This is a genomic window from Brevibacillus fortis, from assembly GCF_046196545.1.
Taxonomy (GTDB): domain Bacteria; phylum Bacillota; class Bacilli; order Brevibacillales; family Brevibacillaceae; genus Brevibacillus; species Brevibacillus fortis_A.
The window spans coordinates 6,458,040-6,480,845 of the sequence record NZ_CP176370.1; the positions used below are offsets into that span (position 1 = coordinate 6,458,040).

The 22,806-nt window shown below is 48.4% G+C and carries 17 protein-coding genes; 4 read left to right on the forward strand and 13 right to left on the reverse strand.

The genetic code is table 11. The features are described from left to right. Positions 1 to 63: 63 nt before the first annotated feature. Positions 64 to 504 (forward strand): hypothetical protein, encoded by a 441-nt coding sequence (locus tag ACKKE8_RS31165; protein WP_409176403.1) that lies wholly within the window; start codon positions 64 to 66, stop codon positions 502 to 504. A 49-nt stretch (positions 505 to 553) separates the two neighbouring features. On the opposite strand, the gene ACKKE8_RS31170 is transcribed toward ACKKE8_RS31165, so the two are convergent. From ACKKE8_RS31170 to ACKKE8_RS31180, 3 genes are all read right to left on the reverse strand, one after another. Beyond that, positions 554 to 934 (reverse strand): hypothetical protein, encoded by a 381-nt coding sequence (locus ACKKE8_RS31170; RefSeq protein ID WP_409176404.1) that lies wholly within the window; start codon positions 932 to 934, stop codon positions 554 to 556. A gap of 336 nt (positions 935 to 1,270) precedes the next feature. After that, the gene (locus ACKKE8_RS31175; protein WP_409176405.1) at positions 1,271 to 2,746 is read right to left on the reverse strand and encodes an RtcB family protein; all 1,476 of its coding nucleotides are present in this window, start codon (positions 2,744 to 2,746) and stop codon (positions 1,271 to 1,273) included. A gap of 385 nt (positions 2,747 to 3,131) precedes the next feature. Then, positions 3,132 to 4,220: an ankyrin repeat domain-containing protein gene (locus tag ACKKE8_RS31180; RefSeq protein WP_409176406.1), complete on the reverse strand. Its 1,089-nt coding sequence runs from the start codon at positions 4,218 to 4,220 to the stop codon at positions 3,132 to 3,134. A gap of 231 nt (positions 4,221 to 4,451) precedes the next feature. Here ACKKE8_RS31180 and ACKKE8_RS31185 point away from each other — a divergent pair, with 231 nt between their 5' ends. Beyond that, a complete protein-coding gene (locus ACKKE8_RS31185) occupies positions 4,452 to 7,565 on the forward strand; it encodes a S8 family serine peptidase (RefSeq protein WP_409176407.1) in 3,114 nt (1,037 codons plus the stop codon). Positions 7,566 to 7,645: 80 nt separating this feature from the next. On the opposite strand, the gene ptsP is transcribed toward ACKKE8_RS31185, so the two are convergent. From ptsP to ACKKE8_RS31220, 7 genes are all read right to left on the reverse strand, one after another. Beyond that, a complete protein-coding gene (ptsP, locus tag ACKKE8_RS31190; RefSeq protein WP_409176408.1) occupies positions 7,646 to 9,373 on the reverse strand; it encodes a phosphoenolpyruvate--protein phosphotransferase in 1,728 nt (575 codons plus the stop codon). A gap of 59 nt (positions 9,374 to 9,432) precedes the next feature. Next, positions 9,433 to 9,693: an HPr family phosphocarrier protein gene (locus ACKKE8_RS31195; protein WP_409176409.1), complete on the reverse strand. Its 261-nt coding sequence runs from the start codon at positions 9,691 to 9,693 to the stop codon at positions 9,433 to 9,435. Positions 9,694 to 9,711: 18 nt separating this feature from the next. Further along, on the reverse strand, positions 9,712 to 11,619 hold the full coding sequence (locus ACKKE8_RS31200) for a fructose-specific PTS transporter subunit EIIC (RefSeq protein ID WP_409176410.1): 1,908 nt from the start codon (positions 11,617 to 11,619) through the stop codon (positions 9,712 to 9,714). 16 nt (positions 11,620 to 11,635) lie between these two features. After that, positions 11,636 to 12,547, reverse strand: a complete 912-nt coding sequence (gene pfkB, locus ACKKE8_RS31205) for a 1-phosphofructokinase (RefSeq protein WP_409176411.1) — start codon at positions 12,545 to 12,547, stop codon at positions 11,636 to 11,638. Further along, entirely contained in the window at positions 12,544 to 13,299 is a 756-nt protein-coding gene (locus ACKKE8_RS31210) for a DeoR/GlpR family DNA-binding transcription regulator (protein WP_409176412.1), read from the reverse strand. Before ACKKE8_RS31210 ends, pfkB begins: the two co-directional genes overlap by 4 nt. 201 nt (positions 13,300 to 13,500) lie before the next feature. Further along, positions 13,501 to 14,466 carry an ABC transporter substrate-binding protein gene (locus ACKKE8_RS31215; RefSeq protein WP_409176413.1) on the reverse strand — a complete coding sequence of 322 codons (966 nt, stop codon included), beginning with the start codon at positions 14,464 to 14,466 and terminating at the stop codon, positions 13,501 to 13,503. 215 nt (positions 14,467 to 14,681) lie between these two features. Next, positions 14,682 to 16,181: a malate:quinone oxidoreductase gene (locus ACKKE8_RS31220; protein WP_409176414.1), complete on the reverse strand. Its 1,500-nt coding sequence runs from the start codon at positions 16,179 to 16,181 to the stop codon at positions 14,682 to 14,684. Positions 16,182 to 16,507: 326 nt separating this feature from the next. Here ACKKE8_RS31220 and ACKKE8_RS31225 point away from each other — a divergent pair, with 326 nt between their 5' ends. Continuing rightward, positions 16,508 to 17,056: a hypothetical protein gene (locus ACKKE8_RS31225; protein ID WP_409176415.1), complete on the forward strand. Its 549-nt coding sequence runs from the start codon at positions 16,508 to 16,510 to the stop codon at positions 17,054 to 17,056. A gap of 44 nt (positions 17,057 to 17,100) precedes the next feature. On the opposite strand, the gene ACKKE8_RS31230 is transcribed toward ACKKE8_RS31225, so the two are convergent. Next, positions 17,101 to 17,547: a DUF4375 domain-containing protein gene (locus tag ACKKE8_RS31230; protein ID WP_409176416.1), complete on the reverse strand. Its 447-nt coding sequence runs from the start codon at positions 17,545 to 17,547 to the stop codon at positions 17,101 to 17,103. A gap of 154 nt (positions 17,548 to 17,701) precedes the next feature. On the opposite strand from ACKKE8_RS31230, the gene ACKKE8_RS31235 reads away from it, so the two are divergent. After that, positions 17,702 to 19,081: an SMI1/KNR4 family protein gene (locus ACKKE8_RS31235; RefSeq protein ID WP_409176417.1), complete on the forward strand. Its 1,380-nt coding sequence runs from the start codon at positions 17,702 to 17,704 to the stop codon at positions 19,079 to 19,081. 90 nt (positions 19,082 to 19,171) lie between these two features. On the opposite strand, the gene cysI is transcribed toward ACKKE8_RS31235, so the two are convergent. Next, entirely contained in the window at positions 19,172 to 20,893 is a 1,722-nt protein-coding gene (gene cysI, locus ACKKE8_RS31240) for an assimilatory sulfite reductase (NADPH) hemoprotein subunit (RefSeq protein ID WP_409176418.1), read from the reverse strand. A 33-nt stretch (positions 20,894 to 20,926) separates the two neighbouring features. Then, a complete protein-coding gene (locus tag ACKKE8_RS31245) occupies positions 20,927 to 22,753 on the reverse strand; it encodes an assimilatory sulfite reductase (NADPH) flavoprotein subunit (protein WP_409176419.1) in 1,827 nt (608 codons plus the stop codon). Positions 22,754 to 22,806: the final 53 nt, after the last annotated feature.

Consider the following 22,806-nt stretch of genomic DNA (forward strand, 5'->3'; position numbering starts at 1 on the left):
TGAAAGCGACAATGACCGGTCAAACACTGTTGCTTATCTATTAAACTAAAAGGAGAATGTATAATGGCACGAAAAACTCACTATGTACCAGGAACAAACATTACCTTCACAATGAAGCCAGGAAGCGTTCATATTGACAATGACTCTTATCTTCGAACTGTACTAGATAATGAGGTTATGACAGGGAAAAAAATCGCAAGAGAAATTAAAGATATTTACTACGATGTGTATGGTGTAAATCTTGATATTTCTACGAAATCTCTCGCAATTGAAATTTTAGGTCACGTATATCCAGGTGAAGTTGCCAAATTTGTTAAGGCAGAGTTCGATCCTCCTAAGTGGGTCACTCGAGAACTTGATGACATTGTTCGTCGAACAAAAGTAATTGATTGTGGGGAGGATAATGAAGGAAGCGAAGACGGCAACCGTATACTTTGGGATTACTTAGCTAAACTTTTTGATACCCTGGGTTCCATGGTGACAATCCCATTTCCGGGAATGTAAACAAATCAGAAGAACGTTCACTTCTATTGGGAAGTGAACGTTCTTCGTATTAGGAAAGTATTTTAGATGATATTGATGTACGTTTAGCATCAAAAAATAAAACCAAAAAAATTAATGCAATACAAATAAATCCGGTAATCGCAATAATGGTATCGTATACGTGATAGTTGTAGATTAATGATTGAGTCATAGAAAAGCCCCAAAGAAGTGTAGGAAAGAAAAGCAAATAATATAACTTGTTGCCAGGAATTATTTTAACGTAAAAGATAGTAATGGTTGTAGAGACGAGAATGGTAAGAACTACACTTTTCATCTCATCATAAGTAATGTTTATAGGCATATCACTGGAAAGAAGCATCATTTTGCACCAAAGTAAAAAGAACCATATAGCTATGACCCCATTAGCACAGAATATCAAAAGTTTTTTCATCATTTTCCCTCCTGATAAAGACATGTTGTAACCATGTAAGTTTTTGTAACCAATTAGGTATTTACTTATTTGTTATGACGCAATAAAACGGAAAAAGTTTCAAATAAATGGAAATAAAAACCATAATAAAACAAACTTACTCTCTTTGTACAATTTCCACAGTTCATTCAATTACACTTCAATAAAAAAGCAAACGCTATTTCTCAATATACACATGATAGGATCTTACATGAAACAAGCAGCACTTGCTTCATCAGTCATGAGTGTAAATTACTGCACTGCCTAAGAAGTGAGAAACAGGACATAGTGAAAAGGGGAGTCCCTGCTACTATTTCCTTACCCTTTCACCGTAGCAATCGGCGCCACTTCGGCTACAATCTCAGCCATCCCATGATCCACATGCGATTGAATCACCGGAGTAATATCTTTATAGGCATAAGGCGCCTCTTTTTTCAGCTCTTCTTCCCATTTCTTCAAAATATCGCTCCGTCCACGCAGGTCCGCACGCTTCGGGTCAATCGGATTGATCACGCGGAAGTTGGCAAGAAACTCGCGAAATCTGTCATCGTCCACTTTCACAGCATCGCCGCGAGAGAGTGCACGACCAGCGCCATGACTTGCGCTATACAAGCTATCCCGATTGCCGAGCCCCGCCAAAATAAAGCTGTGCGAGCCCATGGAACCGGGAATAAACACAGGTTCACCGGTATACTGAAACGGCGTGCCCATCATTTGCTCGGCCGACTTCGCCGTACACGACCCTTTCCGATGCAAAAATCCGCCCACCTGCCCCAGCTGCTCTTCCCACAAATAATTATGAGGCGCATCGTACAGCAGCCTGTGTTCAAAATCGCCCAGCACATCGGAAATCGATTTGTACATCATCAGCCCCAGCATCAATCGATTGGCAAATGCAAAGTTCGCCGCATTGTGCAGGAGACTCCAAAACATTTTCCACTGCGGCAGGGAACGCTCCGAAAGAGGCAGTGGATACATCCCGTTATCCGGATGCTTCAAGGAAGTCGGGTACATCTTTTTTAGCATCTCTTTGATCCATGCCCCGCTGTGATATCCAATAGAAACGGAGCCGGTATGAATCATGAGGACGACTTGCCCTTCCTTCAACCCCCACTGGCTGGCGATAGAGCCCTGATGCACTTTTTTGACCACCTGAATCTCAAAAAAATGATTCCCACCGCCAAGCGAGCCGATTTGTGCATCCCGAGAAAGCTCGGCAGGACCGAGAAAATCATCGAGTCCAATCGTCGATTCCGCGATAAAAGACCCCATTTTATTAACATGGTTCAGATCGAACTCCTGCTGCTTCTCGTTGTAATAGCGCCAAATTCCCTCTCCATTCGCTTCCTTGTGGCTGTCCAGTATGCCGATCAGGCCTTCCTTGAACATTTTCTCGCGCATATGCCGCGTCATGGGAATATTGCGGCCCCCTTCGAAAAAGACATGGCGCACGTTCCGTTCAATGGCATCCAGATTTGTGCGAATCTGTTCCTCGTGCAAATCCGTGACATACAGACGCATCCCGCAGTTAATATCGTTGCCAATCGCTTGCGGCAGTACAAACCCACGTGTAAACAGCGTTGTGCCTACCGGAATGCCGCTCCCTTTGTGAAAATCGGGCGTAATGGCTACCTCCAAAACCCCGGCATTGGGATCGTCAAAATAATCGGGTGAATGCTTTTGCAGCGTTGCAATGGTTTCATTCACCTCTAAAAGCCGATGAAGCTCCTCTACCGCATTGTTTTCCACTTTTACTTCTGGATTGATAAAATATTTAATCGAAGTGTTGCTCAATGTAAAACCACCTTCATTTGCTTTTTAGGAACATATGTTCTTTATTTTCCAATAGAAAAAGCCGCCTTCATACTCATTTCTTCATTCCTAGATGAAAAAATGCAGCATCGAATCGCAGCCTTTACGCTTGGAACTATTGGGTTATCGTAGGGGCGTTATCCGCAGTCTATGGGAGACGGAGTTGGCTCACCCTTAAACAGCGCAATTGCGTAAAAGGCATACCTATGGAATTGGATTCTATCGCTACATTGTTTTGTTTCATGCTTGGGTACGTATGCGAACATGTTTGAATCCTCCTCCTTTCGTTTCTTGCTCACGATCTTACCATTGGATAATTTTTACTGTCAAGCCCCCGAATCATCGAGGGCCCGTGTGATCTTTCCCTTTACATCGAGTCTAATTCGCCTTCCATAAACTTGATCAGATACACTTCCGGCTGCGTGAGAAATTCCGTAAAGCTGCACAAATCCGCATACTCCTGATGCTCCTCATCATAGCAGCCTATGCACCCTTTTTTCTTCGGATTCCACACAAGGTGCAGATGGGAGTAGTTGTCGATTTCGGCAGACAAACGCAGCAGCTTTTGCCGACCGACCTTCATCTCAATCGTATCGGTCAATGTGAAAAAGTCGATGTACCTGATGTCATATTCATTTTCAACCAGCTCAAGACGCAGCTCTTCTCCGGTAAGGAAGCCAATCAGTTCTTCAGTCAGTTTATATTTTTGCAGCTCGTACTTCCTGTTCTCCACATCATGCAGCTCGGCAGGTTCCAGCGATTTCAAATACGCAGCCAACTCAGTATCTTTATTGCTGACCGCGATGGTATAAGGGCGCTCGCCACCCCTTTCCGCTACCATAACGTCCGCACCGCGTTCAACCAAATACTTTACCATGGCGGCATTCCCCAAGCGCGTGGCAACTGTTAATGGGGTCGCTTGATACGGATACACCATATTCGGTTTGTTATAATTGATGTCTACCCCATGGTCGAGCAAATAGTCGGCGGTCGCAAGGTCATGATCCGACACGGCTTTACGCAATACATCGCCGCCATGCAGTCTTATATCCAGTCCCAGCTCTTGAATGAGCGGGATGTTCTCTTTGTTGCCATAGTAAGCCTCCGAATAAGCACCTGAGCGCACCTGATTGAGCATGTCCAGCTTGGCGCCTTGCGCAACAACATAACGAACGAGCTCTTCCTTGCAATAACGTACTGCCATCAAAAAAGCTGGATTATTTTTGACATTCAGATTAACGCCATGCTCTACCAGCAGCTTAACAACTTCTAGCTTCTCTGATAAAATCGCCAGATCCAACGGGCTTATCGTCGTATATTTGCTAAGCACGATGCCCTCTTCTATATCCCAGCCGGCCGCAATAGCATCTTGCAAAGCCGGAACATTTCCTTGATAAATATGCATCGCGATTTCTGGCAGCTCTTCGAACCTCCCAATATCTTTCAACGTGATCATCGATTACCCTCTCCTAGACTATGTCTTATGAAAAATATAAAAAATTAATTGGCAAAAAACAACAAATTATTACCTCATCCCCCTTTATTCGATTGAAAATACAGTCAATTATGTCTATTTTTGACGAATCTGCTCGATAAAAAGTTTTTTCCCAATAAAAGGAGTAATTTTACGAGAAGAGAAATACTTTAGCAAATCGTCTTATACATAATTTTTAAGGAGAGTGGACTGATGAAGAAGATGCGTACTCTCGCTTCTCTTACGCTTGCAGCATCACTCATGCTGAGTGGCCTACCCTACAATGCACTGGCAGCGGCGGAGTTTAGCGAACAGGATTGGGAAAAAGTAAACGAATATACCAACGCAGAAGTAGAGCTTGGCTCCGAAATCTCAAAAATCTCCCCTCTGTTGAACACCAGTTCCAGCAAAAATGTGAGTGTCATTATTGAGCTGAACAGCGAGCCTTCGATCGTAGCTAAACACGAAGAAGGTTCAGAATCTTCCGTTAGATCGTTGCGAGCAAAAGTAGAGGAGGAGCAAGAATCTTTCCTCGATGAAGCAAAAGACAACAAGGTCAAACTGAAGGTAAAGCGCAAGTTTGAGCATGTATTCAACGGGATGGAAGTAACGGTGTCAGCCGACGAGTTGGAAGAACTGGCTGAACTGCCACAGGTGAAACGCATTTATCAAAATACGTATTATGAGCTCCCCGAGATTGATGCTGTCAGCGAGAAAACATCGTCCACCAAATGGGATCAGGCCCCTCTCCAACAAATCGGTGTTCTCGATATGTGGAAGGAAGGTCTGACAGGGAAAGGATTGAAGGTCGGCGTCATCGATACGGGTGTCGATTACAAGCACCCTGATCTCAAGGATGCTTATAAAGGCGGATATGACTCCTTTGACAATGACAAAGACCCTTATGAAGAAGCACCAATCCCTGTGGAAGATGACCGCGATGGAAAAGGATATGAAGGCTCCAGCCATGGAACTCACGTCTCCGGCACCATCGTAGGACGCGCCAAAAACAGGACCTCAGATGTACAGGTAAAAGGGGTTGCCTACGGTGCAGACCTCTACGTCTACCGCGTATTGGGCCGAGGTGGCGGTAGCTCCGCTCAGGTCATCGACGGTATCGAAAAAGCGGTGAAAGACGGCATGGACGTCATTAACCTGTCGCTTGGCGCCGCTATGGAGAAGAACTCTGACTCCCCAGATGCTATCGCTGTGAATAACGCGGTACTGTCTGGTGTGATCACGGTCGTATCAGGTGGGAATTCAGCCGACGATGAACGCGGCAGACATTACTACACGGCGGGATCACCTTCTGGAGCGAGGCTGCCGATCACAGTTGCAGCGGTAGACTCCCCTACCGTACAATATGACGGCTCAGCAACCTCGTCTTTCGGAGCCAATTACGAATTCCCTGTGATGGCATGGCAGGTCAGAAAGGATAACTTCGCCTCCATCATCGGAACCAAACCGCTGCCAGTCGTCTATGCCAACCTTGGCTCTCGCAGCGATTTTGAAAAGGCAAATGTAAAAGGCAAAGTCGCTCTCGTTTCTCGTGGTACTCTCGGCTTCACGGAAAAAATCGATAACGCCCGAAAAGCTGGTGCTGTCGCTATCGTGGTCTTTAACGGTAACGACGCGGACGGAGATGGCCAAGCCGACCTGGATATCCGTGATCGCGAGGGCTATGTCAACACGATCCTGGGTGACCAGATCGAAGCGATTCCAACCTTTGACATGAAGGGTCTCGAAGGCCGGACACTGGCAAAAGAGCTGCTGGCTGACCCTGAAAAGGCAAAAACACTGACGTTTACGTTCTCAGGAAACTACCCAAGCACAAATGATCCGGGCGACCGCATCGCCGGATTTAGCTCACGCGGTCCAATCATGGGCGACGATTACAGCATCAAGCCGAATCTGGCTGCGCCAGGTGTAGCCGTTCTGTCCAGCTATCCATCTTGGAGCAAGCTGATCCCTGACGCCAAGTACGACAAGGCATACGCCCGTCTAAATGGTACAAGCATGGCGGCTCCGCACGTTTCCGGTCTTGCCCTGCTGTTGAAACAGGCACATCCTGACTGGACACCTGCCGATATCAAGGCAGCGCTCGCGAACACCTCAAAACCGCTGTATAGCCCCGACGGCACACTGTACGATGTGTACTCCCAAGGTGCAGGCCGCGTGAACGGCCACGCCGCATCGAAAACACCTGCTGTTCTGACTACAGTCGAGCAGCTCACCATTTTGGGCGAAGATTTTGAGCCGAAGACCATTCCGTACTATGCGGATAACGTTTCCTTTGGCTTACTGAAGGCTGGCAGCAATACCGTCACGAAAACACTCCAGCTGAAAAATCTCTCCAAGAAAGAAGTTTCTTACGAAGCAGAAGTGATCATGCATCCGTCCGTCACGACAGATCCGTACAAGCCAGGCTCCAAATCGCCAGATGTTGATGACATCGATGTGGAAATCTCCGAGGATTCCATCTCCGCTAAAAAAGGCGATGCGACCACATTTGAACTCAACCTATCCGTTGACTCCGATGCAAAAGACGGCGTGTATGAAGGGGAAGTCCTGCTGAAAGCGAAAGGCAACCCTGACCTGCGCCTGCCGTTTGCTGTACACGTGGGAGACAAGCGTGAGGATACCAACTTCGGTTTCGACAACCTGAAGCTGTCCGATACGACAATCACGCCTGATGGCGATGGCAATGAGGATTCGTTCACACTCGAAGCCGAGCTGCAAGCCAAAGACGTGAACCAGATCTCTGTTGAGGCATGGGACATGGACGATAAATACGTCGGTACGCTCGCATCCGTGTTCAATAATTACGCGCTGATTGCACCGGGTCCTATCACCTTCTCTAATCTCGATGGTACCTACTACGATGGTAGCCAAGTAGCGAAGAAGCTCGATCCAGGCAAATACAAGCTGAAACTCGTCGGTCGAAGTGTAGACCAAAACAAGCCGAAGGGTGAGCAGATTGTAAAAGAATACGAGGCTTGGAAATCCTTCATGATTAAGGCATCTGATAAAAACGCCGTCTTGTCCAAGGTAGTTGAAGAAGCCGAGGAGCAATTCGAGTTTGAGATTGCGAACACCACAGAGCTGGATCAACCAGTGCTTGCCCTGCCGGAAGAGAGCGATGAAGTGACTTATCAGGTGACAAAGAGCTCTGATGAGGCGTTTATCGACGATGAGGGGATTTTGAAGGAGCTGCCTGCCGAAGGGGAAGAGACCGTTACGCTTTACGTGACGATTACTTCTAAGGAAGATGAGTCGGTTACGCGGACTGTGAAGGTGGAAGTGGCGTTGGAGGCGGTAGTAGAGTAGTTTGGTATGACGTTTAGATGAATGAAGGCTCCGCCACACAGCATGGCGGAGCCTTATCATTTTGCCAACTATACCGGCCATTACAGCTTATTCAAAATTTCCTCTTTGATAAAGGCTCTGATCTCTTCGCCGCTCTCCAGGGTGAGGACGTGTTGTGCTGTTTCCTGTAGCGACTTGTAATCCAGCTTTCTCAGCAAATGGCGGGCCCGGAGAACGGAAGTGGCACTCATGCTGAATTCATCCAGTCCCAACCCGAGCAGAATCGGGATCGCCAATTCCTCCCCGGCCATTTCTCCGCACATGCCGACCCATTTGCCTTCCTGATGGGCCGCCTTGATTACCTGATTCACCAGCCGTAAAATGGCGGGATGGTACGGATCGTACAAGTAGGCGACCTGCTCGTTCATTCTGTCCGCTGCCATCACATACTGAATCAAATCATTGGTCCCGATGCTGAAGAAATCGGCTTCCTTGGCGAGCTGGTCTGCGATCATCGCGGCAGCTGGCACCTCGATCATGATTCCTACTTCCAAATAATCATTAAACAAAATGCTTTGGTTGCGCAGCTCCGCCTTCACTTCGTCCAGGATCTGGTTCGCTCGACGCAGCTCGGCTATAGTGGCGATCATTGGATACATGATCTTGATATTGCCGTATATACTTGCCCGGAGCAAAGCGCGTAACTGCGTCTTAAACAGTTCCACGCGGTCCAGGCACAGCCGGATGGCTCGATAGCCTAGAAACGGATTCAATTCTTTCGGCAGATCGAGGTAGGAAAGCTCCTTGTCCCCGCCGATGTCCAATGTTCGAATGACAACTGGTCGATCCTTGCCCATGGTCTCTGCAACCGCTTTGTAAGCCGCAAACTGCTCTTCTTCCGTGGGGAATTGCTCCCGCCCCATATAGAGAAATTCGGTACGAAACAGTCCGATCCCCTCGGCGCCGTTTTCAACGGCCTGCACGGCGTCCTGCGGATTCCCGATGTTGGCTGCCAATTCCACGCGGTGCCCATCTGCGGTAACACTTTCTTCATGAACCAGACGAGCCCAGTCCTCTTTTTGCTTCCAGTAGGCCTGCTGTTTGGCTTCATAGGCTGCGACGACAGCTTCGTCCGGTCGAATGTGTACCTCGCCCTCAAGGCCGTCGACAATGACCAGATCCCCGGTTTGCATCTGCTCTGTAATGTCCGACATACCTACCACCGCCGGGATTTCCATGGTGCGTGCCATGATGGCGGAGTGAGACGTGCGGCCGCCTATATTTGTTGCAAATCCTTTTACCTTTTCCCTGTCCAACTGTGCCGTATCCGATGGCGTCAGATCGTGTACAACCAGCACCACCGGCTCTGCGAAATCCGCTTGCAACTGATCGTGTATGCCGAGCAGATTCTTCACCAGACGCTGGCTGACATCGCGCAAATCCGCCGCCCGCTCCCGCATGTACTCGTCGTCCATGCTTTCAAAAATGGCGACAAAGCTGTCACGAACCTCCTCCAGAGCTGCTTCCGCATTCACTCTTTCGCATTCCAGCTTCTCCTCAATGGCACCAACAAACTCCGGGTCCTGCAAAAAAAGCTGGTGGGCTTCAAAGATTCTCGCTTCTTCTTCGCCCATCTCGTGGCGGACCTTCTTCTTGACCTGTTCGAGCTCTAGATCTGCCGCTCTCACACTTTCCCGAAATCGCGCAAGCTCTGCGGCCACCTCATCTTGGTCAAGGATGCGTCGTTCATACCGAACCATCTCTTCCTTTTGCACAACAGCTCGTCCAATCACGATTCCGGGAGCTGCCGCGATCCCTTTTTGCAGCATTACAATCGCTCCTTATCGAAGCCGCACCCCCTGGTGTCCAGAGGGGGCTTCCTGTCATGTTACCCGTGAACCGACTCGAGCAATTTGCCAAGCTCCTCCATTGCTTGCTCTGCCTGTTCTCCATTGATTTCAAGGGTGATTTGCTCCCCCATCTTCGCACCCAGTGTCATCAAGCCCATGATGCTTTTGCCATTGATCTTTTTCGTGCCCTTGATCACATTTACCTCACAAGGAAACGAAGTAGCCTTTTGTACGAATAACGTTGCCGGACGGGCGTGCAGTCCAGTCGGATTTTGAATGGTGAAAGTCTTGGTCAACATCTGGTTCCAGCTCCTTTTTTACTCTACCGCATCTTTTTTCAAAACTTTTAGCATGAGTGCCGTAACCATTGTTCCGGCAAGAATGGAAACAAGGTAAAGCGGCCAGTTGCCGATTACCGGCAAAACGAATATTCCGCCATGAGGGGCAGGCAATGTGCACCCAAACAGCATCGACAACCCGCCAGCTACGGCAGAGCCAACTACGAGCGAAGGAATCACGCGTGTCGGATCAGCCGCCGCAAACGGGATCGCCCCCTCCGTAATGAAGGATGCCCCCAGGACGTAAGCGGTTTTACCCGCCTGCCGCTCTTCCGTGGTAAATTTCTTCTTGAACAGCGTAGTCGCCAAAGCGATTCCGAGCGGCGGAGTCATCCCTGCCGCCATAATGGCTGCGTGAGGGGTATAGTTTCCTTCAGCAATCATCGCAATCCCAAACGTAAATGCTGCTTTGTTTACAGGACCACCCATGTCAAAGGCCATCATTGCACCCAAAATCACACCAAGGATGACGGCGTTACCAGTGCCCATGTTTTTCAGCCAGTCACCCAGCGCCGTATTGGCGGCAGCGATCGGTTCAGATACTACGTACACCATGACAAAGCCTGTAAGCAAAATCCCAAGCAGCGGATATAACAGCATCGGCTTGATGCCTTCTAACGATTCTGGCAGTCCAGCCAACACTTTTTTCAATCCGACCACAATATATCCAGCCAGGAACCCTGCGATGATTCCTCCGAGGAAACCCGAGCCGGAAGTAGCCGCCAGCAAGCCTCCCACCATACCGGGAGCAAAACCTGGGCGGTCAGCGATGCTCTTGGCGATAAACCCGGCCAATACCGGGATCATCAGCTGGAACGCAGTTCCTCCACCGATATCCATCAGGACTTTAGCCAGCGGATGGAAGGACGGATCGTTTGGATCAACTGCCTTGATCCCAAACATAAAGCTCAGCGCAATGATAATCCCGCCGCCCACGACAAACGGGAGCATGTTGGACACACCGTTCATCAGGTGCTTGTAAAAAGCGGGCTGCTTCGCTTTTTTCTCCGCCTTTGCTTCTTGGACATGGTCCTGATAGCTGGTCCCGCCTCCGCGGTAGATGCTCCCCTTTTGCTCTACTGCGCGCTGAAGCAGTTCTTCGGTATTGCGAATCCCTTCGGCTACCGGCACTTCAATGACGATCTTGCCAGCAAAGCGATCCATCTCCACTTGCTTGTCAGCAGCTACAATCACCGCTGCCGCTTCCTCAATATCCTGCGAAGAAAGCTTGTTTTTCACACCGCCGGAACCGTTTGTCTCTACCTTGATGGCAATCCCTAGCTCTGCTGCTTTTTTCTTCAGCGCATCGGCGGCCATGTACGTATGGGCGATCCCGGTCGGGCAAGCGGTTACCGCGACTACTTTTGTCGATCGTTCTAGCTCCTTGCTCTCTACAATGCTTTCATTTTCGCCCTGGATTTCTTTTTCTTTGCGCGTGATAATCTCCAGCACCTGTTCCTTCGTTTCTGCGCTCATCAGCTCTTGGCGAAATGCTTCGTCCATGAGCATTTGGGAAAGCAACGCCAGCGTTTCCAAATGGGCCTGATTGGCGTCCTCAGTAGCCGCAATCATGAAGAACAGATGCGCTTTTTGGTTGTCCAACGAGTCAAAATCAACGCCCTCTTTGGAAAAACCGAACGCAATGCTTGGCGTTTTGACCGCTGCTGTCTTGGCATGCGGGATGGCGATTCCTTCTCCAATTCCGGTCGAGCCTTGTGACTCGCGCGCGAGAATGGCCTGCTTCATCTCTTCCTTGCTGTTGAGCCGTCCAGCATCGTCCAATTTTTCAATCAACTCATCTAATACCGCTTCCTTGGAGGAAGCAGACAGAGGGAAAAGAATCGTGTCAGCTTTTAACAAATCGGCAATGCGAATCTCGTTATTCATCGTTGAACCCCCTTTATCAAATGGCGGTTATTGTGATTTCCGGAAGAAATGCTTGTATCTTTTCATGTGTGCAGAAGCCTTCCGACAGGGCAGTCGTACTCCCCGCGGCGACGGCAAAGCGAAACGCCGCTTCGGTATCCATACCCTGCCTATAGCCATAAAGGAAACCGGCAACCATTGAGTCTCCGGCACCGATCGAATTGACTGGTTTGCGCTGCGGAATCTGGGCGACATAGGCGGAATGCTGATTGACAAATACTGCACCCTGCCCCGCCATCGATACGATGACGTTCTGTGCGCCCATTTGCAAAGACTTACGTGCCAAATCAATCGCCTCTGCTGGAGTGTCAATCGTCACCCCAAACAGTTCCCCCAGCTCATGATGATTGGGCTTGATGAGAAACGGCTCTTCCGACAAACCGGTTTCAAGCGCTTTCCCTTTTGCGTCGAGGAAGATACGGACGCCCTTGCCACACAGCCGCTTCATGATCGTCTGGTACATATCAGACGGCAAGCTTTTCGGCACGCTTCCCGCGAGTACCAGATAATCGCCGCTCTGCAAGCTGTCGATCTGCTGCATCAGCCTTTGGAGCGCTTCTTCCGGGATGTCCGGTGAGACTCCGCTGATATCCGTTTCGGTCTGCGCCTTTATTTTTAAATTGATTCTGGAATCCTGTCCGATTTGGATCAAGTCATGAGAGATGCCGGCTTGCTCGATCTGCTGTTGAATAAACGCTCCCGTAAACCCACCGACAAACCCCAGCGCCGTGCTGTTTTCCCCGAGTATGCGGAGAACCTTTGATACATTTATGCCTTTTCCGCCTGCGACCTTCCACTCTTTTTGCGCCTCGTGAATGGTTCCTTGCGACAAAGCAGTAATCCACAGGTGGTAGTCAATCGATGGGTTCAGGGTTACTGTGTAAATCATACTTTCACCACTTTAAGAGTTGATAATCTGCCGTAAACTTGTTGTTCCTCTTGGCTCAAACCGTCATCTGTGATTACCGTGATGCCTTCCAGATCTCCCACTTTGGCAAAGGTGACCCTGGAAAACTTGTCAGAGTCGGTCAAGACAAATCGCTCGTCGGAAAACTGCAAGGCCAGCTGCTTCACGTACGCCTCATCCGGGTCAGGTGTGGTCAGACCGTGATGCTGGTCAATGCCGTTGGTCCCGAGAAAGCATTTGTCGAATCGGTATTGACTGAGGGCAGTGATCGCATCACGCCCTACCATCGACAGTGTAGCCGCTTTCAATTCTCCGCCCAGCAGGATCGTCCTGATGTTTCGCTTGATAAGCTGAAGGGCAATGTCCACCCCGTTGGTAACGACCATGATGTTGTCGTAAGGTAAATAGGGCAGCATCTGATACGTCGTGGTGCCCGCATCGATGAATATCGAGTCGTGTGGCTTTATCAAACTGGCGGCATATTTGGCGATCGCCAGTTTCTCCCGCTCATGTTTGACCGATTTTTCCAGAATCGTCGGCTCTTCGATTTTGCTCTGGAGCACAGACGCCCCGCCGTGCACGCGCTTCAGCAAGCGCTGTTCTTCCAATTCGCTTAAATCTCGCCGGATCGTCGATTCCGATGCCCCAGTCGCTTCCACAAGCTCATGAATGCGCACAATATCTTTTTCTTTCACTAAAGCTACTATTAGTTGATGACGTTCAGGGGTTAGCATTGTATCCTCCCTTCTCCTAGTTGCACCAGGATTGATTTTGATTATACATCCAAATCCAATCAAAAACAATCATTAATAGTCATAATCAGTCAGGGATTGTTCACTCCTTCGGACAATAGACAAAGCCACCCCAAATCATCGGAGTGGCTTCCCTATGAATCTATGCATGAAATTAGCTTGCCGAATCAGCGCGTCCATGACTTACTCTGCTTTCATTTTTTCAAGGACGAGCTCTATCGATTTCTCCTTGATGTGGGGGAAATCACTGATGATCCAGTGAGGAACGACATATACCTGATTGTTTTTGACTGCTTTTAACTGCTGCCATAAAGCACTGTTGGTCAACTCTTCGAATCTCTTTTCGGATTCTTTGTCTGGACCCTTGGCTGGATTTCCGACCTGAATGAAAATATGATCTGGATTCAACTCCGGCAATTTTTCCATTGAAATAGCTTCAAATTTTTTGATAGATTCAACTTGCGGGAGCGGCTTCAATCCCAAATCGTGGGTAATCGTCGCGCCAAACAGTTGATTCGGGCCGTGAATCCGATATTCTTTTGCCATGACCCGCATGTAGAGCACCGTTTCGTCTTTGCCAACCTTTTTTGCCAGCTTTTTCTTGGCTTCCTCGGCTTTTTGATCGTAGCCCGCCAACCATGTGTCAGCTTCTTTTTCCTTGCCAAGCATGCTCGCTAATTCACGGAAAGCAAGTCGCCAATCATCCTGGTCTGGTAAAATGATCGTGGGAGCTATTTTCGATGCGTCATCATAAATTTTAGCATGGACTTCCCTGCCTATGATTAAGTCAGGTTCTGCCTCCAGAATCGCTTCCAGATTCGGGTCATCCCCCAGATTTTTCACGCCTTCAAATGGATTTCCCTCCATGTATTCCAGGTTCGTTTCTCCCTGATAGGATGTCATGGCATAGGGCTTTATGCCAAGAGCGTAGAGAGAATCAGCCAGCCGATAATCAAGCACTGCGATTTTCTTCGGCTCCCCTTTTATGGTCGTTTTGCCGGAATAGTGTTCAATGACCCGCTGTGCGGATGATTGCTTGTCACCGGCAGTAGACGTTTGTTCCTGGCCAGCACCGCAGCCAGTGAGGAACAAGCAGCTTGCCAGAATGAAAGAAAGTGCTGCGAACAAATAAGTGCTATTCTTTTTCATAAATAAGTGTCTCCCGTTCCTATCCTATTTTTGCTAATGATAATCATTTTCAGTATATTATAGCACAGTATAGTATATTTATTTCCTTTTATCCTTTCAAGCTTTTCACTCTTCACTCTACTTTCCTTTTGAATTTTGTCCTTTAGCCCCCTATGAAAAAAAACCTCCAATCCAAAAACGGATCGAAGGTTCACTGTAAGATTGCCATTAACTAATTAACTATAAGCCAGTTCCTTTTCGGCGAGACCAAGCACCTCGTCTGTCGAACGTTGAATCTCTTGAAGAAGCTCTTCGTTTTGCAAGAGTGACACGCCATAAGAAGGAATCATTTCTTTGATTTTCGGTTCCCACTCTGCCATGCGTTGTGGGAAGCATTTTTCTAATACCTCAAGCATAACCTGAACAGCTGTAGAAGCACCCGGAGATGCGCCGAGCAATGCAGCTACGGAGCCATCAGCGGCACTAACCACTTCTGTACCAAATTGAAGGGTACCTCTTCCTGCTGGTGTATCCTTGATAACTTGCACGCGTTGGCCCGCTACCACGATATCCCAATCCTCGCTTTTCGCGTTCGGAATGAACTCCCGTAGTTCTTCCATGCGCTTTTCATGCGATAACATAACTTGCTCGATCAGGTATTTGGTCAATGCCATTTCTTTTACGCCTGCCGCCAACATCGTGATGACGTTGTTCGGTTTTACGGAAGTGATCAAATCCATATTGGAACCTGTTTTTAAGAACTTTGGCGAGAATCCCGCGAAAGGTCCAAACAGCAAGGATTTTTTGTTGTCGATATATCTGGTATCCAGATGCGGTACCGACATTGGAGGAGCGCCGACCTTTGCTTTACCGTACACTTTTGCATGGTGCTGCTCTACCACTTCCTGATTTTTACAAACCATGAACAATCCGCTTACCGGGAAACCACCGATATGTTTGGACTCTGGAATACCGGTTTTTTGGAGCAGATGCAAGCTTCCGCCGCCACCGCCGATAAAGACGAATTTGGCAATATGGTCTTCGATGTTACCGGTAGCCATATTGTACACTTTCAATTTCCACATGCCGTCGCTCGTACGTTTGATATCCTCAACAGCATGGTTGTAGTTAATCGCGACGTCTTTCGTCTTCAGGTAATCAAACAACATACGTGTCAAAGCACCAAAATTGACATCCGTACCAGAGTCGATTTTGGTTGCAGCTATTGGTTCGTTCGATGCGCGGCCTTCCATGATGAGTGGAATCCATTCCTTCAGTTTTTCAGGGTCATCGGAGTATTCCATCCCTTGAAATAGAGGATTGTTTGCCAGCGCTTCAAAACGTTTTTTCAAAAAGCTTACATTCTTTTCGCCTTGTACCATACTCATATGAGGTATTGGCATGATAAAGTCTTGCGGATTTTGGATGAGATCGTTTTTTACAAGGTAAGCCCAGAATTGTCTGGACAGCTGAAAATGTTCATTGATTTTAATCGCTTTGCTGATATCTATAGATCCGTCAGCTTTCTCGGATGTATAGTTCAGCTCACAGAGTGCCGCGTGGCCAGTACCCGCATTATTCCATTCGTTAGAGCTTTCTTCGCCTGCTTTTGCGAGTTTCTCAAAAACTTTGATTTCCAACTCCGGTGCCAATTCTTTCAGTAATGCTCCCAGAGTTGCGCTCATGACCCCTGCACCAATCAAAATAACGTCTGTTTTTTGCTGTATGGAGCTCATATTACCCTTCCTTATCTACTGTTTTTGTAAAAAAGAAGTAGTAGCTCCTTGCCCCGTTGCAAGACGCTACGAAAACATCTTACCTTTCACAACTATAACTATATCATAGAAATTATTTATTGATTCAATTATCTATTATAATTAGAGGATTAATAACTATTTAATGTTGGTAAAAAAGGGAGGATTCCGTAAAACCATGGCCTTATCTTAGCTTCTTGCAGGAGTTTAGGATTTGGTTTGTTGTTACCAGTGAGGCGCTTACCCTATAAATTTTGCTGTATTTATGGTAAAACTTGGTAAAATCTCATATCTAAGGAGAGATGGAGATGAACTCTTTGACCCACCTGGCAAACAATATTCCGTGGCAGCGTTTGACGACAGCCTATGGAAGAGGGACGGACATTCCGCGGCTTATAGAGACTGGGCAATATGAGGAATTGGCCAGTCTAATCGAGCACCAAAGCACCTTGTGGCAGACGACGCCGTGGGTGCTGCTGATACTCCTGCAGGAACTTACTAAACAAAAACCAGAGCAGGTCTCTTCGCAGGAAATTCAGTTGTATCTGGCTGTAGCTTCTGCTATAAACGTGGACGAAATGGATTCACAAAATGCGGTTGAGACCATGAACGAGCTATTGGACGAAAAGTATTTATGGCCAGAGGACGAGGAAGACGATGATTTATGGTGGGAAGAAGAGGAGCCGCGGGGCTATGAGCAGGAAGCATTCTTCAGCTATTTTTCTTTCAGTTATTTGCTGCTAAAAGATGCTATACCCGTTTTCACCGCGATTATGGAAGGGAATGATAAGCTCGCTCCTGCTATTCGGGAGCTGCTACTTATACTCCAATCAGAAGGGGTTAGTGCTGTCGAATAGGTTCGGAGTATCTTTGATCATACCCAATATCCACCCCTGTCACCTTATGATGGGGTGGGTATTCCTAGCTGCTGTACGTAATATCGATGTGCAACTTCTGCAAGGTTATCCTGGTCTTCCCAGAATCTCTGATCAAGCTTATCCAGCCGTTCTGCCTCTTCCTCAGTAAGGAACTGTGGTATATCCCAGAGTTGGGTGAGGCGGTTGTCTTCTGATAAATGCTCGATGCAGGCATATCCGGACTGGACGATTTCGAGTGCATGGACTGCCCCGATGGCTTGTAAGGCCCGTACCGCATAGATATATGCCTCTTCTCCCCAGTTGCAAAAAAACTGCAAAAACCCGCCGTTATATACATCGGCTTCCAACAGCCATAAGGCGGCAATCTCTTGTTCCTGCGAGGTCAGTGTGTTCCAGCCAGAAGCATTCTTTTTCTGCACAAAAGCCGAGGCAAAATCGAACCATACGTCATGGATATCCATCTTACTCAACTTGTACGCCCCCTTCATGTTTAATCCCTTCAAGATCAGCTGTGCACAAACGATACGAAATAAATTAATCTTATATCAATACATAATCGTTTGGTAGATGGTGGTAGCTTCGTGTGGCTGGCATCTAAGAAAAAGAATCCTTTAGGAGGTTGCAATGGATCAGGTACTTATCGAACAATTGAATCGCTGGCATGAAGAAGACGAACAACAGCGAATTGTGGACTTGCTGTTAAGCGTTCCCGAGGAGGAACGAGACTATGAGACAATCAGCCGACTGGGCAGAGCTTATAACAACTTGGGGCTTTATGAAGAAGCGCTCAACCAATTGGAGGATATTGCTGAAGCAGGTCAACAAGATCCAGTCTGGCACTTTCGGGTAGGTTTTGCCCTCTATCATTTGAAAAGATATGAAGAGGCGACACAGTCATTCCGTACCTCAGACAAGTTAGAAACCGGTAATCAGAATACCGAATCATGGTTAAAGTGGAGCTTGCAAAAAGCGGAAAAGCAGCAAAGACAAGAGCTTCGGATGGCTGCCAAAAGAGCAGCGGCTGTTGAGGGTTCAGCATCGGAGGAAGCTCCTTTTTCGAACATGTCGCTTGATGACTTTTGGGATGATAGCGAGTACGCGAGAAAGGCCTATCTATCCGAGCCACCCACGGATAAACTGATTGCATCGATCGAGGAAGAGTTGGGATACAAGCTCCCTGCCTCCTATCTTGCACTGATGAAGCAGCAAAATGGCGGCATTCCGAAAAACACGTGCTTTCCAACAGAGGACCCTACCTCTTGGGCGGAGGATCATATTGCCATTACAGGCATTCTAGGCATCGGCCGAGAGAAAAGCTATTCGCTCTGCGGGGATCTTGGCAGCCGGTTTATGATTGAGGAATGGGGATATCCCGACATTGGAGTCGTCATCTGTGACTGTCCTTCAGCAGGACATGACCTAGTCATGCTGGATTACCGGGCATGCGGGAGAGATGGTGAACCCGAAGTCATTCACGTCGATCAGGAAAGCGATTATGAAATTACGTTCCTGGCTGAAAATTTCGAGGAGTTTATCAGCGGCTTGGTGAGCGAAGAAGAATACGATACCTCCGAGGAGGACAAGGAAGCGGCTCTTTACAAAGTAGCCCACGGGAAATTCTCTTCCTTGCTTGAGGAGCTGTGCAATCGAGTATCGGAAGTGGAACAAATTGATCAGAAAATACGCAGCATTTGTACACGGGTTGTAGAGGAAAAAGGCTTTTTTTCTTTTCATGCGGATGAACTTTCGTATCTGATGTATGATGTGCAGTTTTGGCTATATACGAAGTCATATCCCGATACCACTCGCGAACAGTACCTGGCTGTCTATGAGAAAATGATTGCCTTTGGCGGGGAATTCGGTCAAGGCGGCTATGCCCCAGGATGGATTAGCGAATGGCTGGACCATCGCAAAAAGGAAGGTCGGATCGTACAGGAAAATGGTCACATCCGTTTTACAGATCAGTTCGCATCGGAAGTGATTCAACAGCTGCGAGATGCCTAAAATACATGCAAGCATCAAAGAGCCCACGTCGCCGCGGGCTCTTCTTTTATTTCAACCAATTAAGGGCGCATCCCTGATTGCTATGTCGTACTACTCATGAAAATCGAGTCCCGATCTGACTTCTTTCACATACCCTGTCCGTATGACGAAATCTCCGAAGTGTTCGCCTTCCTCACGTTCCTTCGCATACCGATTTAAGATAGGCCGCAGTTCATTCAGTATTTCTGCTTCTCCGATGTTTTCACGATATAGCTTGTTCAATCGATTGCCGGAGAAACCGCCGCCCAAATACATGTTGTATTTACCAACAGCCTTCCCAATAAAGGAGATTTCTGCGAGTGCAGGTCTTGCGCATCCATTTGGGCATCCTGTCATGCGAATGACGATCTCCTCATCGCGCAAACCCGCCTCATCCAAAATCAGCTCGATCTCATCCAGCAGTGTAGGCAAATAACGCTCTGCCTCAGCCATCGCGAGCCCGCAAGTCGGCAACGATACACAAGCCATGGAGTTTCTCCGCAGTGCAGAATAGGTCGTTCCATCGGTGAGCCCGTATGCTTGAATGATCTGTTCAATTTCCGGCTTCTTTTCACTAGTGACATTTCCAATGAGGAGATTCTGATTCGGTGTCAGACGGAAATCCCCTGTATGCACCTTGGCAATCTCCCGCAGGCCGGACTTCAGGAGGTAGTTGTCCTCGTCTTTTACACGGCCATTCTGAATGAAAAGGGTAAAATGCCAGTTATCGTCGCTCCCTTTTACCCAACCGTAGCGATCGCCATTATGCTCGAAGTGATAGGAGCGTGCCTTCTCCAGCTCCCAGCCCAGTCGTTGCTCCAGTTCATGGATAAACCATTCGATACCGCGGTCGTCGATTGTATATTTGAACCGGGCGTGCTTCCGCACCGCGCGATCTCCATAGTCTCTCTGGATCATGACCGTTTTCTCAGCGACATCCAATACTTGCTCCGGTGTTACGAAGCCGATCACCCGCGCCACCTGCGGATACGTTTTGGGATCGCCGTGGGTCATTCCCATTCCGCCTCCGACCGCAACGTTGAAGCCCAGCAGTCGACCTTCCTCATGAATGGCGATAAAGCCCAAATCCTGCGAAAAAACGTCAACATCGTTGGCAGGCGGTACGGCGATGCCGATCTTAAATTTACGAGGCAAATAGACAGGCCCATAAATCGGTTCTTGCTCTACCCCATCCCGACTGTCGACAACCTTTTCTTCATCCAGCCAGATTTCATGATAGGCGCGGGTCCGAGGGTCAAGATGATTGCTTATTTTTTTGGCCCATTCGTAAACCTCTTGATGAACTTCTGACTCGTACGGATTCGGGTTGCACATGACGTTGCGGTTGACGTCCCCACAAGCGGCTAGCGTACTTAATAACGCCTCATTTACTTCTTGAATCACCTGCTTCATATTCCACTTGATCACGCCATGCAGTTGGAAAGACTGACGAGTCGTCAGGCGAATCGTTCCATTCGCGAACTGCTGGGCGATATCGTCCATCATGAGCCATTGCTCTGGTGTGACAACTCCACCAGCGGCACGCACACGCACCATGAATTGATAGGCTGGCTCCAGCTTCTGTTTGCTCCGTTCGTTACGAAGATCCCGGTCATCCTGCATGTAGCTGCCATGAAATTTCATCAGGCGGTTATCATCTTCAGGGATGGACCCAGAAATCCTGTCTTCCAGTGTTTCCACCAGACTTCCCCGCAAGTAATCGCTTTTGCGTTTAATGTCCTCTACATCGCTATGAGGAGCACTGTTTGGCGAAAGCAAATGATTTTCTGACATGGTTCCTATCTCCCCTCTCTTCTTTCTCGAAACTCAATAGACATCTCGCTGATAGCGTTTTTCCTGCTGCATCCGTTTCAAATACGTAACAGCTTCCTCTGAATCGAGTCCGCCCTCTTGTTGGAGAATGGTAACCATCGCTGCGTGAACGTCATGCGCCATCTTTTTCTCGTCTCCGCATACGTATACGTGCGCCCCAGCCTGTAGCCATTGGTAAAGCTCCTTGCTCTTCTCAAGCATCCGGTGCTGAACATACACTTTTTCGCTTGTATCTCGAGAGAACGCGACATCCATGCGCGTCAGTACGCCCTTTTTGAGCCAACGCTGCCATTCGAGCTGATAGAGAAAATCTGTGGAGAAATGCTGGTCGCCAAAGAAAAGCCATGTCTTGCCCTTCGCCCCAAGCTCATCCCGTTCTCCTAGGAAGGCGCGGAATGGAGCAACACCCGTGCCGGGACCAATCATGATCAGCGGGGCGTCCGGGTTAGCCGGAAGCTTAAAGTTGGGGTTATGTTGCACAAATACTGGCAGCGTATCACCCGTCTCCAAACGATCCGCAATATAGCTCGAACAAACGCCGTACCGCTCACGCCCATGAGCCTGATAGTGAACATTGCGAATTGTCAGATGAACTTCATCCGGGTAGGACTTTAAGCTGCTTGAGATCGAATAGAGACGCGGCGGCAGCTTTCTAAGGATGGAGACAAATTCTTTAGAAGGCACTCCCTTCAAATCGTAGTCCTCCACCAGGTCTAGCAAATCCCGATTTCGAACATAATCGCGAAGCTCTTGCTCTCGCCCTTCCGCAAGCAGTTCCTGCAACCCGTTTCCTGATGATAGCTTGACTGCTTGTTCCAAGAGAGGCTTGGTGAGAACCGTGATTTCAAAATGACTGGACAAGGCCTCTTCCAACGTGCGCTCTTCCCCGTTTTTATGAATGGGAACGAGCTCTTCCGGCTTCCAACCCATCGCGTCAATCAGCTCACGGACAAGGTCAGGATGATTTTTGGGATAGATCCCCAAGCAGTCACCTGGTTCATACTCGAGATTGGAACCCTCAAGGGAGATTTCCAAGTGGCGGGTTTCCTTATCCGATCCGCGTCCGTTCAGATTCAAGTTCTCCAAGACCACAGCCTGAAACGGATTCGACCTTGAAAATTCAATCTGTGCACCTGTCCCGATCGTTGCACCGCCCACGATTGCGCTTGCAGCAGCAACCTGGGTTGCCGAAGTTTCACTGAGAGAGGCCAGAACATGATTCATCCATTCTGAAACTTGCTCGTCGTAATCCACATCGCAATCGACCCGTGGAGTAAGACGCTTGCCGCCTAGCTCTTCTAACCGCTTATCGAACTCTTTGCCGGTTTGGCAGAATAATTCATAAGAGGTGTCGCCTAATGCCAGCACGGAAAACCGCAGGCCCACCAATTGCGGAGCTCTCTTGCTGTGTAGGAATTCATGGAAAGAGATGGCGTTGTCCGGTGGTTCACCATCCCCGTGTGTGCTTACCACAACAAGCAGGTTTTCAACCTTTTTCAACGCATTCGTCTTGAAGTCGCTCATGGAGGAAAGAGTTACGTGGAAGCCGTGCTCCTGAAGCTTTCCGGTCAGCACCTTGGCCAACTTTTGGCTGTTTCCGGACTGAGACCCGAAAAGCACTGTCACCTCTTTGGAAATGACTGCCCCATTTGCAGCTGAAACGGCTTGAAACCCAGCGGCCATCGGTGCTTCCACTTTGTGGAGAGCTGCAAGATACCCGCTCAGCCAAACCTTTTGCACCTCCGAAAGCGTGGGCAGTAACCGATTTAGGAGCTCTACTTGTTCCTGACTGAAAGGACTGTCTGTCACCTTAAGTACCAACGATATACACCTCACACGAGAAAAAGTTAATTCCGAGTAATCTTATATGATTA